The sequence below is a fragment of the Streptomyces sp. HSG2 genome, assembly GCF_016598575.1.
Classification (GTDB): Bacteria; Actinomycetota; Actinomycetes; order Streptomycetales; family Streptomycetaceae; genus Streptomyces.
Map to the genome: position 1 here is coordinate 787407 of NZ_CP066801.1, position 17235 is coordinate 804641.

General features: G+C 72.5%; 13 protein-coding genes and 1 pseudogene. 12 read left to right on the top strand and 2 right to left on the bottom strand.

Annotation, left to right across the window (positions count from 1 at the left end; translation table 11 throughout):
- Window position 1: 1 nt before the first annotated feature.
- The 10 genes and pseudogenes from JEK78_RS02980 (at window position 2) to JEK78_RS03025 (ending at window position 10220) form a co-directional block, all read left to right on the top strand.
- Window positions 2–1456: a GTP-binding protein gene (locus JEK78_RS02980; protein ID WP_200262542.1), complete on the top strand. Its 1455-nt coding sequence runs from the start codon at window positions 2–4 to the stop codon at window positions 1454–1456.
- Between the two features lie 130 nt (window positions 1457–1586).
- Window positions 1587–2690 (top strand): ABC transporter substrate-binding protein, encoded by a 1104-nt coding sequence (locus JEK78_RS02985; protein ID WP_200262543.1) that lies wholly within the window; start codon window positions 1587–1589, stop codon window positions 2688–2690.
- A gap of 29 nt (window positions 2691–2719) precedes the next feature.
- Complete coding sequence (locus JEK78_RS02990) at window positions 2720–3517, top strand: ABC transporter ATP-binding protein (RefSeq protein ID WP_200262544.1); 798 nt, start codon at window positions 2720–2722, stop codon at window positions 3515–3517.
- Window positions 3504–4394: an ABC transporter permease gene (locus JEK78_RS02995; protein WP_200262545.1), complete on the top strand. Its 891-nt coding sequence runs from the start codon at window positions 3504–3506 to the stop codon at window positions 4392–4394. Before JEK78_RS02990 ends, JEK78_RS02995 begins: the two co-directional genes overlap by 14 nt.
- Window positions 4395–4398: 4 nt before the next feature.
- The gene (locus tag JEK78_RS03000) at window positions 4399–5136 is read left to right on the top strand and encodes a sirohydrochlorin chelatase (RefSeq protein WP_200262546.1); all 738 of its coding nucleotides are present in this window, start codon (window positions 4399–4401) and stop codon (window positions 5134–5136) included.
- Between the two features lie 134 nt (window positions 5137–5270).
- Window positions 5271–6055, top strand: a pseudogene (locus JEK78_RS03005) (transposase family protein).
- Between the two features lie 159 nt (window positions 6056–6214).
- The gene (locus JEK78_RS03010; RefSeq protein ID WP_200262547.1) at window positions 6215–6865 is read left to right on the top strand and encodes a CatB-related O-acetyltransferase; all 651 of its coding nucleotides are present in this window, start codon (window positions 6215–6217) and stop codon (window positions 6863–6865) included.
- A 270-nt stretch (window positions 6866–7135) separates the two neighbouring features.
- Window positions 7136–8320, top strand: a complete 1185-nt coding sequence (locus tag JEK78_RS03015; RefSeq protein WP_200262548.1) for a macrolide family glycosyltransferase — start codon at window positions 7136–7138, stop codon at window positions 8318–8320.
- A 422-nt stretch (window positions 8321–8742) separates the two neighbouring features.
- Complete coding sequence (locus tag JEK78_RS03020; RefSeq protein WP_200263964.1) at window positions 8743–9201, top strand: NUDIX domain-containing protein; 459 nt, start codon at window positions 8743–8745, stop codon at window positions 9199–9201.
- Window positions 9202–9356: 155 nt separating this feature from the next.
- Window positions 9357–10220 (top strand): aminoglycoside phosphotransferase family protein, encoded by an 864-nt coding sequence (locus JEK78_RS03025; protein WP_200262549.1) that lies wholly within the window; start codon window positions 9357–9359, stop codon window positions 10218–10220.
- A gap of 142 nt (window positions 10221–10362) precedes the next feature.
- Here the strand turns inward: JEK78_RS03025 and JEK78_RS03030 are convergent, their stop codons facing one another.
- The gene (locus JEK78_RS03030) at window positions 10363–11145 is read right to left on the bottom strand and encodes a 3'-5' exonuclease (RefSeq protein WP_200262550.1); all 783 of its coding nucleotides are present in this window, start codon (window positions 11143–11145) and stop codon (window positions 10363–10365) included.
- A gap of 117 nt (window positions 11146–11262) precedes the next feature.
- Entirely contained in the window at window positions 11263–12510 is a 1248-nt protein-coding gene (locus tag JEK78_RS03035) for an SAV2148 family HEPN domain-containing protein (RefSeq protein ID WP_200263965.1), read from the bottom strand.
- A 338-nt stretch (window positions 12511–12848) separates the two neighbouring features.
- Here JEK78_RS03035 and treY point away from each other — a divergent pair, with 338 nt between their 5' ends.
- Together treY and treZ are read left to right on the top strand one after the other, a co-directional pair.
- Entirely contained in the window at window positions 12849–15311 is a 2463-nt protein-coding gene (gene treY / locus JEK78_RS03040) for a malto-oligosyltrehalose synthase (protein WP_200262551.1), read from the top strand.
- Between the two features lie 156 nt (window positions 15312–15467).
- Complete coding sequence (gene treZ / locus JEK78_RS03045; protein ID WP_242483247.1) at window positions 15468–17216, top strand: malto-oligosyltrehalose trehalohydrolase; 1749 nt, start codon at window positions 15468–15470, stop codon at window positions 17214–17216.
- The last annotated feature ends 19 nt before the right edge of the window (window positions 17217–17235 follow it).

Consider the following 17235-nt stretch of genomic DNA (forward strand, 5'->3'; position numbering starts at 1 on the left):
CATGAACCACACCACTCCGTCCACGCCCCGGTCCGCTCGAACGCCCGGCCTCTCGTCCGGCGCGACCGGCCCCGTGCCCACCCCCCGGACCTCCCCCGTCCCGGGAGCGTCGCCGAGGCCAGGCGACCCGCCGGAGCCGGAGGTCACGGCCGGGCCCTCACTGCTGCGGCTCGCCACCGCCGGGTCGGTGGACGACGGCAAGTCGACCTTGGTCGGACGGCTCCTCCACGACTCGCGCTCGGTCCTGACCGACCAACTCCAGGCCGTCGAACGCGCCTCCAGCGCGCGCGGTCGCAGCGCGCCCGACCTCGCCCTGCTCACCGACGGCCTGCGCGCCGAGCGGGAGCAGGGGATCACCATCGACGTCGCCTACCGCTACTTCGCCACCCCCCGGCGCCGGTTCATCCTCGCCGACACCCCCGGCCACGTGCAGTACACCCGCAACATGGTCACCGGCGCCTCCACCGCCGAGCTCGCGGTGATCCTGGTCGACGCCCGCCACGGCGTCGTCGAGCAGACCCGGCGCCACGCCGCCATCGCCGCGCTCCTCCGTGTCCCCCACGTCACCCTGGCCGTCAACAAGATGGATCTCGTCGGCTTCGACGAGGACACCTTCACCCGCGTCTCCCGGGAGTTCACCACCTACGCGCGCGACCTCGGCGTCCCCGAGGTCACCGCGGTTCCCATCTCGGCCCTGCACGGCGACAACGTCGTCGCCCCCTCCTCTCACACGCCCTGGTACACCGGGCCCACCGTCCTGCACCACCTGGAGACCGTCCCCTCCGCCCACGACGCCGCCCTGCACCACGCGCGGCTCCCCGTCCAGTACGTCATCCGCCCGCAGACCGCGGAACACCCCGACTACCGCGGATACGCGGGCCGGATCACCTCGGGAACGCTCCGTGTCGGCGAGGCCGTCACCATCCTGCCCTCGGGTCGGACCAGCACCATCGGCGCCATCGACCTCCTGGGGCGGTCCGTCCCCGCCGCCCGGGCCCCGCAGTCCGTCACCGTCCTCCTCGAAGACGACCTCGACGTCTCCCGAGGCGACCTGATCGCCCCTCGGGGTAGCGCCCCCACCCCCACCCAGGACATCGAGGCCACCGCCTGCCACCTGACCGACCGTCCCCTGACGGCCGGCCACCGCGTGCTCCTCAAGCACGGCACCCGCACCGTGAAGGCGATCGTCAAGGACATCTCCTCCCGTCTCACCCTCCACGACCTCTCCCTCCACCCCCGACCCGGACAGCTCACCACCAACGACATCGGCGACATCACCCTGCGCGCCGCGGAGCCCCTTCCCCTCGACCCCTACAGCCACTCCCGACACACCGGATCCTTCATCCTCATCGACCCACACGACGGCACCACGCTCACCGCCTGCATGGCCGGTCCGCCCTTCGCCCGGGGCGGGAGCGCCACCGACACCGCGGACGACGGTTCCTGGGACTTCTGACCCACGCCCCCCACGCCGCCCCGACCCACCCCCGCCCTCCTCGCCCGCTCCGCGCCCCCGGCCGAACACCACCCCCGCGCTCACCCCCGACCGAGCCTCCACCGCCGGGCCAACGAGAGGAACTCCTCCCGTGCCTGCCACCACCACCGCACTCCGCCGGGCCACCGCCCTGCTCACCGTCCTGCTGATGGCCCTGGCCGGTTGCGGATACGGCTCTCTCGCCCCGGACGACACCGGCCCCAGCGTGCCACCGGGCACGCCCAAGACCGACGGCCTCGACTCGGTCCGCATCGGCTACCTTCCCAACATCACCCACGCCACCGCCCTGGTCGGCCACGAACAGGGCCTCTTCCAGAAGGAGCTGGGCGGCACCCGTGCCGTCTACGCCGTCCTCAACGCCGGCCCTTCCGTCATCGAGGCGCTCAATTCCGGTTCCCTGGACATCGCCTGGATCGGACCCTCGCCCGCTGTCAACGGCTACCTCCGCTCCGAGGGGCACGCCCTTCGGATCGTGAGCGGCTCCGCCTCGGGCGGGGTCCGGTTCGTCGTCCGTCCCGACGCGATCACCACCGCCGCCGACGTGGCGGGCAAGCGCGTCGCCACCCCTCAACTCGGCAACACCCAGGACGTCGCCTTTCTCACCTGGGCCTCGGAACAGGGGTGGACCGTCGACCCCCTCACCGGCGAAGGCGACGTCACGGTGGTCCGCAGCGACAACAAGGTCATCCCCGACGCGTTCGCCAACGGGTCCCTCGACGGTGCCTGGGTCCCCGAGCCCACCGCCTCACGCCTGGTGGCCGAGGGAGGTCGGACGCTCCTCGACGAGACCTCGCTCTGGCCCGACGGCGGCTTCGTCACCACCAACGTGATCGTCCGCCAGGACTTCCTCCGCGACCACCCCGCCGCCGTGGAGGCAGTGCTCCGCGCCTCGGTCACCACCAACGCGTGGATCGACGCCCACCCGGACGAGGCCAAGGCCGCCGCCGACCGACAGATCGCCCACGACACGGGGCGCCCCCTCCCCACCCACATCCTCGACCCCGCCTGGGAGTCCGTCCGCGTCACCGACGACCCCCTGGCGACCACCCTGGCCACCCAGGCCGAACACGCCGCCGCCACGGGGCTGCTCCCCCGCGCGGACCTCCGGGGCGTCTACGACCTCACCCTGCTCAACCGGATCCGCGCCGACCAGGGCAAGCCGACCTTCGACGACGCCGGACTCGGTGTCTCGTGACCCCGCCACGCCGGCCCCAGGAGTTGACCATGGCCACGACCCTCGCCGAACCCACCACCGACGCCCCGGGGGCCTCCACGACACCACCGGCGGCCCGGATCGCCCGCGTCTCCAAGACCTTCGCCGGCCCCACGGGACCCCAAGCCGTGCTCGACGACATCGACCTGACCATCGAACGCGGCGAGTTCGTCACGATCCTCGGAGCCTCCGGCTGCGGCAAGTCCACCCTCCTCAACCTCGTCGCCGGACTCGACCAGCCCACCACCGGCACCGTCCACACCCCCCGGCGCCCCGCGCTCATGTTCCAGGAACACGCCCTCTTCCCCTGGCTCACCGCCGGAAAGAACATCGAACTCGCGCTGCGCCTCCGAGGAGTCCCCCGCGCCGAACGACGCCACCAGGCCGACGACCTCCTCCGACTGGTGCGCCTCGAAGGCGCCCACCGCAAGCGCCTCCACCAACTCAGCGGCGGCATGCGCCAACGCGTCGCCATGGCCCGCGCGCTGGCACAGCGCAGCGAGCTGCTCCTGATGGACGAGCCCTTCGCCGCGCTCGACGCCATCACCCGCGACATCCTCCACGACGAACTGACCCGCATCCACCAGAAGACCGGACTCACCACACTCTTCGTCACCCACAACGTACGCGAGGCCGTCCGCCTGTCCCACCGCGTCGTCCTGCTGTCCTCCCGCCCGGGACGCGTGATCCGGGAATGGCACATCGACATCCCGCACCCTCGGCGCATCGAGGACCCGGCCGTCGCGGAGCTCTCCCTCCACATCACCGAAGAACTACGCAAGGAAATCCGACGCCATGGCCGGTCCTGACACCACCGCCGACCGCACCGGCCACGCTCACGACCTCCACGCCGGACTCGACGCCCTCGACACCACGCCCACCCACCGCACCCCCCTGCGCACCACCCTCACGCGCAAGGTCCTCCCGCCCCTGGTCGCCCTCGTCCTCCTGCTCACGGCCTGGCAGGCCCTGGTCTCCCTGCGCGTCGTCGACGACCCGAGCCGACTGCCCGCCCCCTCCGCCGTCGCCGACGCGCTGACCCGGTCCTGGCTCGAAGGACGCCTCCTCGACTACATCTGGACCAGCCTGTCCCGCGGCCTCCTCGGTTTCGCCCTCGCCCTCCTGATCGCCACCCCCCTCGGCCTCCTCCTCGCCCACGTCCCCCTGCTCCGCTCCGCCCTCCAGCCCCTGCTCACCGGGCTCCAGTCCCTGCCCTCCGTCGCCTGGGTGCCACCCGCCGTCATCTGGCTCGGCCTGAACGACCGGATGATGTTCGCCGTCATCCTCCTCGGCGCCGTCCCCTCCATCGCCAACGGGCTCGTCTCCGGCATCGACCACGTCCCGCCCCAACTGCACCGCGCCGGACGCACCCTGGGCGCCGGACGCCTCCAGACCATCCGACACGTCACCCTCCCCGCCGCCCTCCCCGGCTACATCGCCGGACTCAAGCAGGGATGGGCCTTCTCCTGGCGTTCCCTCATGGCCGCCGAGATCATCGCGTCCTTCCCGGACCTGGGCACCGGTCTCGGCCAGCTCCTGGAGAACGGCCGCACCGCGGGCGACATGGCCATGGTCTTCGAGGCCATCCTCCTCATCCTGGCCGTGGGCATCACCATCGACCTGCTCGTCTTCGGCCCCCTGGAACGCCACGTCCTCCGCACCCGCGGCCTTCACACCGGGAACTGAGACCATGCCGAACCCCACACTGCTCGTCATAGCCCACGGAAGCCGCGACCCCCGGCACGCCGCCACCGTGCACGCCCTCGTGCGGGAGGTACGGCGGCGACGTCCGGACCTCCGGGTGGCGACCGGCTTCCTCGACTTCAACCTGCCCTCCGTGCCGGCGGTGTTGGAGTCCCTGGCCGCCGATGGAGTGCGCGACGTCGTGGCCCAGCCGCTGCTGCTGTCACGGGCCTTCCACGCCAAGGCGGACATCCCCGCGGTCCTGTCCCGGGCGCCCTCCCGACTCCGCGTCCGCCAGGCCGACGTGCTGGGCCCCTCCCCGCTGCTGTCCGCGGCGCTGCGACGACGCCTGTACGAGGCGGGTCTCACCCCCGCCGACAAGCCCACGACCGGGGTCGTCCTGGCCTCGGCGGGCTCCACCGACCCGGAGGCGATCGCGGTGATCGCAGACATCGCGCGGGAGTGGCGGCACACCGGTTGGTGCGCCGTGCGACCCGCGTTCGCCTCCGCCCGCACACCTCGCACGGAAGACGCGGTACGAGAACTGCGGGAACTGGGCTGCCGGCGGGTGGCCGTCGCCCGGTACGTCCTGGCCCCCGGCTTCCTGCCGGACCGCATCGCCCGGGGCTCGGCCGAGGCCGACGTCCTGGCGGACGTGCTGGGCCCCGCCCCCGAGGTGGCCCGACTCCTGTCGGAACGCTACGAGACGGCCCGACGACCGGTGAGCGCGGCGCTGGGGGCATGAGCCCGCCCGCGAGATGTGCCGGCGCGAAGGCGGTGACGCCGTGGAGACCGGCTGCCGACGTCCGGGACCTGTCACAGCCTCGGCACTGGTGAGCTCGCTTATTCGACTGTCGCCGGTTCCTCTGGGGGTTCGTCCTGCCGATCACGACCGTCGAGCACCTCGCCAAGCTGCTGCGTGGACACCGCGAGCACCTCGGGACCCGCAAGGGCACCCGCGCGCTGGGCGTCTTCCGGCAGGCAGTGCTCGTGCTGCGCTGGTTCGTCGACGGTACCCGGCTGGTCCGGCTCGCCCGGGACAACGGCATCTCGGTACCGACCGCCTATCTCTACCCGCACGAAGGACCGACGGTGCTCGCCGACCACGCGCCCGATCCGTCCACCGCGCTGTGGCGGCGGCCTGGTACACCCACCTCAACCCGGACGGCACGGTCATCCGCACCGACCGCGTGGCCGCCGCCGGCCCCAACGGCGCGGACCTGTGGTGGTTCGGCAATCACAAGCACCACGGTGGAAACGTACAGGTCATCGCCGCCCCGGACGGCCGGCCCCTGTGGGTTTCCCCGGTCCGCCCGGGCCGCGAGCACGACATCACCCGCGCACGGGCCCACGGCCTGGTCGATGCCCTGAACCGGCTCGCCGCCACCCTGGGCATCCCCACCCTGACCGACCTTGGCTACGAGAACGCCGGGCCCGGCTTCCGTCACCCGGTCAAGAAGCCCAAGGGCCGTGAACTCCGCGAGCCCGAGCAGGCGTTCAACTCCGTGATCCGGGACGTCCACGCCGTCGCCGAACGCGCCAACGCCCTGCTCAAGGTCACTTTCACAGCCCTGCGCAGGGTCAGCCTCGACCCCGCGGCCATCACCCGGATCGCCCGAGCCGCCCTCGTCCGGCTCCAGGTCGAGCGCGGCCGCACAGCCTGAACGACGATCACAAACCATCACGAGGCGTTACCGAGAAGAGTTCACTGCCGACGGGTCGTAGGTGCGCGTTGGTGCGGGTGGTAAATGGGTGTCCTGGGTCGGCGCGGTGCAACGATCATGGACCGGACACGGACCGCAACCGAGGAGGAACCGCCCCCCATGCCTGTGCCCGCCGACCCGACAATCCTCCATCCGATGCCCGAGCAGCCGAGGGTCGTGCTACTCAGACCGCTGCTGAAGTCCCCGCTGATCGAGGTCGGGGAGTACTCCTATTACGACGACCCGGACGACCCGACCGCGTTCGAGACACGCAACGTGCTGTACCACTACGGACCGGAGAAACTGATCATCGGTAAGTTCTGCGCGCTGGGTACGGGGACGCGGTTCATCATGAACGGTGCCAATCACCGTATGGACGGCCCCTCGACCTTCCCCTTCCCCACCATGGGCGGCTCGTGGTCGGAACACTTCGATCTGCTCACCGGCCTGCCCGGCCGAGGGGACACCGTCGTCGGCAACGACGTCTGGTTCGGCCACGGCACGATGGTGATGCCCGGTGTGCGGATCGGACACGGCGCGATTATCGGCACCGGCGCCGTGGTCACCACGGATGTACCCGACTACGGGATCGTCGGCGGTAACCCGGCACGGCTCATCCGTACCCGGTACAGCGAAGAGGACGTCGCTCGGCTGCTTGCCGTGGCCTGGTGGGACTGGCCCGCGGAGCACCTCACCGACCACGTGCGGACGATCATGTCGGGCAGCATCGCCGATCTGGAGGCCGCCGCCCCGGACACCCCGGATACGTGACGCTTCTGCGGGGGCTCCCCGCTGGCTCATCGACACCCGCCGGGAGCTTCCAGACGGCGGTCGACGGCAATTGAGGTGCCCTGAACCCAAGGGAGGGGTTAGGGTCGCGGGCATGTTCTTCCTCCTTCAGATCTACGGCTGACACGGGCGGGCAGCGCCCCGTCTCCCTCCGCATCCCCTATGCGTTCCTACTCCGAGGTCTCTCGGAGTAGACCGGCGCACGGGCTTGCCGTGTCCCTTTCGCCGTAGATCTGAAGTGAGTGATCATCCATGTCTTCCGTGTCCCGTCGCCGTGCCCACATCGCGATGGTCGGCATCCCCGCCGTCAGCCACGTCCTGCCCAGCCTTGAGATCATCCGCGAGCTGGTGGCCCGCGGCCACCACGTGACCTACGCCAACGACCCGGCGGTTGCCGACCTGATCACGGCCACCGGCGCCGAGCTGGTCACCTGCACCTCCGTACTACCGGTCGCCGACAACAACTGGCCCGACGACCCCATCGCCGCGATGGGCCTCTTCCTCGACAACGCCGTCCAGGCACTGCCCCAGTTGCGCGCCGCCTACCACCGCGACCCGGCGGACCTGTACCTGTACGACATCGGCGCGTACGCCGCGCGCACCCTCGCCGAGACGCAGGACCGGCCCCTCATGCAGCTGTCCCCGACTTTCGTGGCCTGGGACGGCTATGACCGGGACGTCGCGGCCCACCTGTGGCAACTGCCGGGTGCCGACTCCTACCGAGCGAAGTTCGCACGGTGGCTCGCCGACTGCGGGGCGTCCACCACCGACGTGGACGCCTTCTCCGGCCGACCATCGCGGGCCCTCGCCCTGATCACCCGGGCGATGCAGCCGCGGGCCGACCGGGTCGACACCGACACGGTCACCTTCGTCGGGCCTTGCTTCGACGCGACGGCGGGCGCTGACGGTTGGACCCGTCCGGCGGATGCGGAGAACGTGTTGCTGATCTCCCTGGGCTCGGCGTACACCCGTCAACCGGAGTTCTACCGCCAGTGCCTGGCGGCCTACGGCGATCTGCCCGGCTGGCACGTCGTCGTCCAGATCGGCCAGTACACCGACTCGCGAGAGCTCGGCGCCGTCCCGCCCAACGTCGAGGTGCACTCCTGGGTCCCGCAGCGGGCGATCCTGGAGCAGGCGGATGCCTTCGTCACCCACGCCGGTATGGGCAGCTGCGGAGAAGGACTGCTGGCCGGGGTCCCGATGATCGCCGTGCCGCAGGCCGCCGAACAGTTCATGAACGCCGACCGACTCGTGGAACTGGGCGTGGCCCGTCGCATCGACACCGCGGAAGCCACCGCCGAGACCCTGCGGTCGGCGCTGAACGACCTGGTCACCGACGTGGAGGTCGCCCGCCGCTCGGCACTCTTGCGCGCCGGGGCGCGGGCCGAGGGCGGTACCCCGCACGCCGTCGACCTCATCGAGAACATGCTGGCCTGACCCTTGCCCGTCACAGCCGGGGCTGGTCATCTGCGTGACCTGCTGACGGACAGCGGCGACCTGCCGCGCGTCGACCGCTCATGGGGTTCTCGTTGAGGACGTAGCGGACGTGCGGGCCACCGAAGTAGCCGCGGACGATGTGTGGCCGACGTTGCCGACGGCCGAAGAAGCGACGGGTTTCGGCAGCTAGTTCGTCCTGGTTCCGGGCTCGGTGCCGCCGGGGCAGGCCGTGTTTGAGATCGGCGTTGACCAGCTACCTCCGCGATCCGCCAACTTGTCCTCCAAGCCCCGGCCCCCGTCATCGCGAAGGCGCTCGGTTAGCACGACAAGACAGCCACACGGCTGGTCACCGAAGCAGGTGGAACCTGGAGCCGATACGCCCCTGGCGACCATGAAAGGCGCAGGTGACTGACGATGCCGGGATGACCCGACCCAGAATCCGTGTCGCCGCATACGTAGTCCGGAACCGCACCGTCCCCGAAGTTCTGGTGTTCGACCACATCGGGATGCCTGAGGCCGGCACCCAAGTCCCCGCGGGAGGAGCTAAACCAGGCGAACGACTGGAAGAAGCGGTCCTTCGAGAGGTCGCCGAGGAGACCGGTCTACTGACAGCTACGGTCGTCCGACAGATCGCCACAGAGAACAAGCCCCATCCCGACACCGGTCAGCCACGACGAACCAGCTTCTTCTTCCTCCAGGCATCAGCAGAAACCCCCGATGCGTGGGACCACCACGTCAACGGCGACGGAGACGACGCTGGCCTCACCTTCACCTGCCGATTCCTCCCCCTTCCCCTAGAGCAACCACTGGCCGACCAACAAGATGCATGGCTGGGCCGCATCGATCCGCGCTGGACCACCGTGACCAGCGACATTCAGTAATCGGAAACCGGCCCCATCCGCTGACTACGCGACACCTCAACATGCGGGCTTACCAGTCCCGAGGTCGTGTGACGCGCTCCCGCACCCGCCCGGCGGAGCCGTCCACCGGCCCGGGTGGGACGATGCGGCGACGGCACGAGACCCGGGAGGGGCCGATGGACGAGAGGGACGCGCGGGCCACGCTGGAGGCGGCCGGGGTGTTCGACCGAACGGCCGAGCCACCCAGGCTCCTCGCCCTCGGCGAGAACGCCGTCTTCGCCTCGGGCGGCCTGGTGGCCAAGGTCGCCCGCCACGCGGAACCGCGCGGTCGGGCGCGGCGGGAACTGGCCGTGGCCGAGTGGCTGGCCGAGGCCGGGTTCCCGGCGGTGCGCGCGGCACGATCGGAACCGCGGCTCGTCCACGGGCGCCCGGTCACCCTGTGGCACCGACTCCCCGATGCCGTCAGGCCCGCCGGCCCGGACGACCTCGCCGCACTCCTCCGGCGGGTCCACGCCCTTCCGCCACCGCCCTTCCCGTTGCCGCCCCGCGACCTTCTCGGCGGAGTGGACCGCCGGCTGCGTGCGGCGGGCGACGCGATCGACCCCGAGGACGCCGCCTGGCTGCTTCGGCGAAGGGACCGACTGCGCGACGCCGTCGACGCGCTGACGCCACACCTGCCCCGGGGACCGATCCACGGCGACGCGCTTCCCCGCAACGTGCACGTCGGGCCGGACGGTCCCGTCCTGGTGGACCTGGAGACCTTCTCCACCGATCTGAGGGAACACGATCTGGTGGTGATGGCGCTCGCCCGGGATCGCTACGGACTGCCGGACCGTGAGTACGCCGGCTTCGCCCGCGGCTACGGCTGGGACGTGACGGAGTGGGAGGGGTACGAGGTGATGCGGAGCGCCCGCGAGATCGCCGCCTGCGCCTGGAGCGCCCGACACGCCACCACCGACGCCGGCGCACGGGCGGAGTTCGAACACCGAGTGGCGTCGTTGCGCGACGGCGACCCCACCGCTCGCTGGCACGCCCGCTGACGGACGGAGAGACGGGTGCCGGCCCGCCGACGGCCCCTGAGCGCGGTCCCGCGACTCAGAGGGCCCCACCCCCGGCGACGCCGGCGCCCGCCGGGCCCCGGGACGTCCGGCGCGGGACGCGCCGTCCGCAGGGGCGGTCCCGTCAGGGCGTTACGGGTGCGACGGGCGTGGTGCCGCCCGTCGGACGGGAGGCCGGTGGGTCGGCCGGCGCGCCCGGGACACCGCCGCGCAGTGGCCAGGAGCCGTCGACCACGGCGCCCTCCCGGCCCTTGCGACGAAGGAAGGCCTGAAGGTCGGCGGCCTGGTCGGCGCTCCAGCGCACCTGACGGTCGTGCAGTTCGGCGGGGCCGAGCGCGGCGACCTTGGGGTGCCGCTCGGCTATCGCGCGAGCCAGTCGGGCGGCGGCGAGGGCGTCGGCGGACGCCTCGTGGGCCGTCTCCAGCGGGACACCGTACTCCGCGCAGACCGCTTCCAGGTTGCGTTTGCCGCGCCGGTACGGATCGACGAATCGGTCGATGACGTAGGGGTCGACGACCGGGGCGGGGGGTCCGCCGCCCAGGCGGTCGCGGAGCGAGTCGAGCCCGTGCCGGCTCAGCTCGGCGGAGAGCAGGGTGAGGTCGAAGGCCGCGTTGTACGCGACGACCGGGACTCCCGCCTGCCAGTACGCCACCAGTACCTCGGCTATGGCGTCGACCACCTCGTGGGCCGGGCGGCCCTCGGTGGTGGCGCGTTCGGTGGTGACGCCGTGGACGGCCGCGGCGTCCTCCGGGATGGGAACGCCGGGGTCGGCGAGCCAGGTGCGCCGGCCTGTCGGCTCGTCTCCCGCGAGCTCGATCACGGCTCCCGTGACGATCCGCGCCCGGAGCGGATCGGTGCCCGTGGTCTCCAGGTCGAATCCGATCAGCGATTCCCGGTGCCGGCCCATGAGCGGCCCCCCTTCTCGGTGGTGCTTTCCCCCGGTGGCCTCCACACTCGCACGCGGCACCGACAGCCGTCGATCGTGCCTCCGCCCGCGCGCGGGCGGAGGCACGGGGATCCCCGGTCAGGACACCGGGCGGGAGTCCGTCCACATCAGCTCGAACTCCTCGCGGTAGGTGGTGAAGAGTCCCGCCTCGTCGACGCCGCCGGCGGTGACGACCCGCTGTGAGTTCCGTCCGTTGCGCAGGACGAGGACCGGTGCCTCCATGCCCCGGGTCCGACGCAGGTAGGACTGCACCACGCCCACGCCTTCGGGGCCGTCGCCGTCGACCAGGTAGGCGGTGAAGCGGGGGGTCTCGTCGAAGACCTGGATCTCGAAGGCCCCGGGGTCCCGCAGCCGGGACCGCACCCGACGCATGTGCAGGATGTTCGTCTCCACCGCCCGACTCAGCTCACCGCGCCTGAGCCCCAGCTCCCGCTCCCGCCGCTTGGCCGCGCCGGACGCCGGGTTGAGGAAGAGCAGCCGCACCCGCGTGCCCGCGTCGGCCAGGCGGACCAGCCGTCGGCCGGAGAAGTTCTGCACCAGCAGGTTGAGTCCTATCCCGATGGCGTCGAGGCGGCGGGCGCCGCCGAAGATGTCCTCGGCCGGGAACTGCCTGAGGAGTCGCACCCGGTCGGGGTGGACCGCGACGACGTCCGCGTAGCGGTCGCCGACCAGGTCCTCGACCGCGTCGACGGGCATCCGGCCCGCGGCGGAGACCTCGCTCCCGGCGCCCAGGGCCGCGAGGAGTCGCGCCGAGGCGCGTTCGGCCTGGTTGAGGACGGCCGCGGACAGGGCGCGGTTGCGGGAGACGACGTTCCGGGTGACCTCCAGCTCGTCCAGCGCCAGCTCGACGTCCCGGCGTTCGTCGACCCACGGCTCGAAGCAGGGCCAGTGCTGCGCCATCAGCTCCCGGAGCTGAGGCAGGGTGAGGAAGCTCAGGACGTTGTCGTCGGCCGGGTCCAGCAGGTAGCCCTTGCGACGGCTCACCTCCCGCACGGCGACGGCGCGCTGCACCCACTCCTGTCCGGCGGGGCCCGCGGCGGCGACCACCCAGTCGTCGCCGTGCACCGGTTCGTACACCGGTCGCAGGACGGCGGCCACGACGGCGCGCAGCCGCTGCTCGACCAGGTTCAGCCAGACGTAGGCCCGGCCGGCGCGCTGGGCTCGGACGCGCACCTCGCCCCAGACGGCCGGGTCCCACGCCAGCTCCGGCCCTATCGTGCCCTCGTCGATTGGTCGCGCCAAGGAGACCGTACCGGGCCCGACGTCCACGGGGTCCCCCTCGTGACCGTCGTCACCAGGGGGCAGCTCCAGCCCACCCGAGCCCACCCGCGCACCGCCTTCCACTCGCCCGGGCACTTCCCGGCTCAACGATCAAGGAAGACTACTCCGGGGGAGGTCCACGACGCAGCCTGATGCCCAGGCTCGCGGAACGCGAGGTCGGCGCCGCGCGCTCGCTCGGCCCGCCTTCGACCGCGGGCGAGGGGGGCGGTCGGGCGCCCGCGGACCGGTCGCGGGCGAGGGTGAACGGTTCGTCGGCAGGATCGGACGGTGGATCGAGGCGGCCCGGCGAGAACGCGGCGGGGGCGCCACCGTCGACGGCTCTCACCCGAAAGAGTCGGCGTCGGTGTGGTCGCGGGCCGCGCCGACCGGTACACAGGGGCCTTATGACATCTGCGCGAGCGGCCTCGGAAGCTCACTCGGGGTTCCCGCCCACCGAGGGCCCCCGGGCGACCTACCGGCTTCAGCTGCGGCCCTCCTTCCCGTTCGGCGCGGCGGCGGCGGCCGTGCCGTACCTGGCATCCCTCGGCGTGTCGCATCTGCACCTCTCGCCGATCCTGGAGGCGGTGCCAGGTTCCCTCCACGGGTACGACGTCGTGGACCACACCCGGGTGCGCGCCGAACTCGGCGGCGAGGAAGGGCTGCGCTCACTGGCCGCCGCGGCCGGTCGGCGCGGGATGGGAATCGTCGTCGACATCGTGCCGAACCACATGGCCATGGCTCCCCGGCACAACGCCGCGTTGTGGGAGGTCCTGCGGGACGGGCCGGAGTCGCGGCGGGCGAGATGGTTCGACATCGACTGGGAGGCGCAGGGCGGGCGGGTGCTGCTGCCGGTGCTCGGGGGTCCGCTCGGCGAGGTGGCCGGGGACCTGCGGGTCGAGGGGGACGTACTGCGCTACCACGGGCATGCCTTCCCGCTGCGCGAGGGCACCGGCACGCTGCCCCTGCCCCGGTTGTTGGACGCCCAGTGGTATCGCCCGGTCTGGTGGCGGCTGGCCCGCACGGAGCTCAACTATCGTCGTTTCTTCAGTGTTTCGGAGTTGATCGGAGTCCGGGTGGAGGACCCCGAGGTGTTCGACGCCACGCACGCGACGATCTTGCGGCTGGTACGCGAGGAGGTCGTCGACGGACTGCGCGTGGACCACCCGGACGGTCTGGCCGACCCCGGGGCCTATCTCGCCCGGCTGAACGAGGCGACGGGCGGCCGGTGGACGGTGGTGGAGAAGATCCTGGCCGACGGCGAGCGCCTGCCCGCCACGTGGCCGGTCGCCGGGACCACCGGGTACGACGCCCTCCGTCACGTCGACGGGCTGTTCGTCGACCCGGTCGGACACACCAGACTTCTGTCCTCCTATCGGCGGTTCGCGAAGCCCCCAGACGACGAGGGCGGGGAGTGGGCGGGGACCGTGCGGCGGGCCGCTTATGGGGTGCTGGACCACGAGTTGGCCACCGAACACGCCCGGCTCACTCGGGCGGCGCACCGGCTGTGCGTGTCCTCCCCGGATCTCGCCCTGCGGGACCACGCCCCCTGGGCGTTGAGTTCTGCGTTGCGGGAGTTGCTGGTGAGGTTGGAGGTGTATCGCCCGTACCCGGAGGAGGACGCGGCGTCGGTGGTCACCGCCGGGGCCGCGGACGAGGCGCGGAGGGCGTTCGCGGTGCCGGCGGAGGCGGACGCGGTGGACGCGGTCCGCGGGTTGCTGCTGGGGGGCCGAACGGAGGAGGGGCCGGAGCACGCCGCCTTCCGGGCGCGGTTCGCCCAGACGTCGTCGGCGTTGCGTGCCAAGTCCGTCGAGGACACGGCCTTCTACCGGTTCGTGCCACTGGCGTCCGCCAACGAGGTCGGAGGGGACCCCGGCACCCCCGCGCTGTCACCCGAGCGCTTCCACGCCCACTGCGCGCGGACGCAGCGCGAGTGGCCGTCGTCCGGCACGGTGTTGTCGACCCACGACACCAAACGCAGCGCGGACGTCCGCGCGGCGGTCGCGGTCCTCAGCGAGTGCCCAGACCGTTGGGAGGGCACCCTGGCCGAGGTGGTCCGGGCGGGTGGAGGAGGGCCCGACGCCACGTTGACGTGGACGGCCTGGCAGACGGTGTTCGGCCTGGGCTCCGCCGACGGCGACCGTCTCCTGGCCGCCCTGACCAAACACGCCCGCGAGGCGGGGACCCACACGGGATGGACGGAGCCGGATCCGGTCTACGAGGCGGCCGTGGAGCGGTTCGTCGCGAACGGTCCGTGCGGGCCGGGCGGAGCGAGGGTGGCCGCCCTGCGCACGGCCCTGGAGCCGCACGTGCGCGCCAACGTCCTGGGCGCGGCGTTGCTGCACCTGACCATGCCGGGCGTCCCGGACCTGTACCAGGGCACGGAGCGCGAATACCGCGCGCTGGTGGACCCGGACAACCGTCGCCCGGTCGATCCGCCGTTCTCGCGGGGGGACGACGGGGCGGAGCCGGGCGCGTGGTCCGACGCCGATGTCAAGGCGGAGGTGACCCGCGCCGCGCTGGCCCTGAGGGCCCGTCGTCCGGAGCTCTTCGGTGGCGCCGCGACATACACGCCGACGCGCGCCGAGGGGCCCGCCTCGGCCCACTGTGTGGCCTTCACCCGGTCCGGCGGGGCGCTGACGGCGGTCACCCGGCTGTCGCTGCGCCTGGCGGAGGCCGGCGGATGGCGGGGGACCCTGCTGGCGTTGCCGCCGGGCTCGTGGACGGACACGCTCGCCCCCGGGCGGGTCCTCACCGGACGGGTCGGGGTGGCGGACCTCTTCACGCCGCTCCCCGTGGCACTGCTGGAGCGGACGGGGCCGGGCGCCGACGGTCAGGACCGGGACGACCGGGCACCGGACCGGGGGTGAGCGACGGTGCGTCGGGCACGGGGGTGTGCGGCCGACGGTGGGGTCCACGCCGCCGAGGGTGCGAAACCCGCCGGTTCGACCGCGATCGGCGACGAATCGGGCCGTCCTGCTGGAGCATGGTCTCCGTCACCGTGGGCCGAGGAAGGGGAATCGTCCGTGCGGTTCGATGTGTGGGCACCGGAGGCCGAGCGAGTGACGCTGCACTGCGACGGTTCGTCCGTCGCGATGCGACGCGACCCGGGGCGGGCGGGCTGGTGGTCGGGGACGGCCGAGGCCGCAGACGGTTCACGCTACGGGTTCGCGGTGGACGGGGGGCCGATCCGCCCGGATCCCCGGTCGCGCCGCCAGCCCGAAGGACCGGACGGGCCGAGCGCGGTGGTGGACCACGCCCGGTATGCCTGGCGCAGCCGGTGGGGCGGGCGCGGACTGCACGGCGCCGTGCTCTACGAGCTGCACGTGGGGACCTTCACCGCGGCGGGGACGCTGGACGCCGCGGCGGAGCGGCTGGCACACGTGGCCGGGCTGGGGGTGACCCACGTGGAGCTGATGCCGCTGTGTCCCTTCCCGGGCCGGCACGGCTGGGGGTACGACGGGGTGTCGCCCTGGGCGGTGCACGAGCCGTACGGCGGGCCCGAGGCGCTGAAGCGCTTCGTCGACCGGGCCCACGACCTCGGACTCGGCGTGGTCCTCGACGTGGTGCACAACCACCTCGGTCCCTCCGGCAACCATCTGCCCGCCTTCGGGCCGTACTTCACGGAGGCCCACCGCACCCCGTGGGGCCAGGCCGTCAACCTGGACGCGCCCGGCTCCGACGAGGTCCGCTCCTTCCTGATCGGCAGCGCCCTGGCCTGGTTGCGCGACTACCGGATCGACGGGCTGCGGTTGGACGCCGTGCACGCGCTGGTGGACACCCGGGCACGACACTTCCTGGAGGAGTTGTCGACGGCGGTCGACGCGTTGGCCGTCGAGACCGGCCGCCCCCTGTTCCTGATCGCCGAGTCCGACCTCAACGACCCTCGGCTCATCACCCCGCGCGGACAGGGTGGGCTGGGCGTCCACGCCCAGTGGAACGACGACTTCCACCACGCCCTGCACACCGCCCTGACCGGGGAGTCGACCGGCTACTACGCCGACTTCGCCCCCGACCCGCTGGGCGCCCTGGCCAAGACCCTGCGCCGCGGCTGGTTCCACGAGGGCGACCACTCGGTCTTCCGGGGGCGGGGCCACGGGCGCCCGCTGGACCGCGCCCGGCTGTCCGGCCACCGGTTGTTGGGCTACGCGCAGACGCACGATCAGGTCGGCAACCGGGCCCGGGGCGAGCGGCTCTCGGCACTGGTCTCCCCCGGGCTGTCGGCCTGCGCGGCGACGCTCGTGCTGACCGCGCCGTTCACTCCCATGCTGTTCATGGGCGAGGAGTGGGCGGCGGCCACGCCCTGGCAGTACTTCGCCGACCACACCGACCCCGAGCTGGCCGACGCGGTCCGGCACGGCAGACGGCGGGAGTTCGCCGCACACGGCTGGTGCGAGGACGAGGTGCCCGACCCGCAGGACCCGGCCACCAGGGAGCGTTCCTGCCTCGACTGGTCGGAATCCGAACGCCCGCCGCACTCCCGCGTGCTCGCCTGGTACCGCACCCTGATCGCCCTCCGGCACGCGTGGCCCGACCTCACCGACCCCGACCTCGGCGACACCAGGGTCGCCTGGGACCACGACGACCACCGCTGGGTTGCGTTCCGCCGCGGCTCGCTGAAGGTGGCCGTCAACCTCGGCCCGTCGCCCGCCGACATCCCGGTCGGGGCTCGCCCGGCCCGGGTCCTCGCCGCGTGGGAACCGGTCCGGGCACCCGGCGCGGACGGCGCGCTGCGAGTGCCCGGAGAGACCGGTGTGGTTCTCCTTCAGGACTGAGGGAGCCCGGAGGACGAGC

What these genes read in the sequence shown, in the direction of transcription:
- JEK78_RS02980 (WP_200262542.1), top strand. Translation starts at nt 2, where the DNA reads ATGAACCACACCACTCCGTCCACGCCCCGGTCCGCTCGAACGCCCGGC.
- JEK78_RS02990 (WP_200262544.1), top strand. Translation starts at nt 2,720, where the DNA reads ATGGCCACGACCCTCGCCGAACCCACCACCGACGCCCCGGGGGCCTCC.
- JEK78_RS03010 (WP_200262547.1), top strand. Translation starts at nt 6,215, where the DNA reads ATGCCTGTGCCCGCCGACCCGACAATCCTCCATCCGATGCCCGAGCAG.
- treY (WP_200262551.1), top strand. Translation starts at nt 12,849, where the DNA reads ATGACATCTGCGCGAGCGGCCTCGGAAGCTCACTCGGGGTTCCCGCCC.
- JEK78_RS03000 (WP_200262546.1), top strand. Translation starts at nt 4,399, where the DNA reads ATGCCGAACCCCACACTGCTCGTCATAGCCCACGGAAGCCGCGACCCC.
- JEK78_RS02995 (WP_200262545.1), top strand. Translation starts at nt 3,504, where the DNA reads ATGGCCGGTCCTGACACCACCGCCGACCGCACCGGCCACGCTCACGAC.
- JEK78_RS03020 (WP_200263964.1), top strand. Translation starts at nt 8,743, where the DNA reads ATGACCCGACCCAGAATCCGTGTCGCCGCATACGTAGTCCGGAACCGC.
- JEK78_RS03025 (WP_200262549.1), top strand. Translation starts at nt 9,357, where the DNA reads ATGGACGAGAGGGACGCGCGGGCCACGCTGGAGGCGGCCGGGGTGTTC.
- JEK78_RS03030 (WP_200262550.1), bottom strand. Translation starts at nt 11,145, where the DNA reads ATGGGCCGGCACCGGGAATCGCTGATCGGATTCGACCTGGAGACCACG.
- JEK78_RS03015 (WP_200262548.1), top strand. Translation starts at nt 7,136, where the DNA reads ATGTCTTCCGTGTCCCGTCGCCGTGCCCACATCGCGATGGTCGGCATC.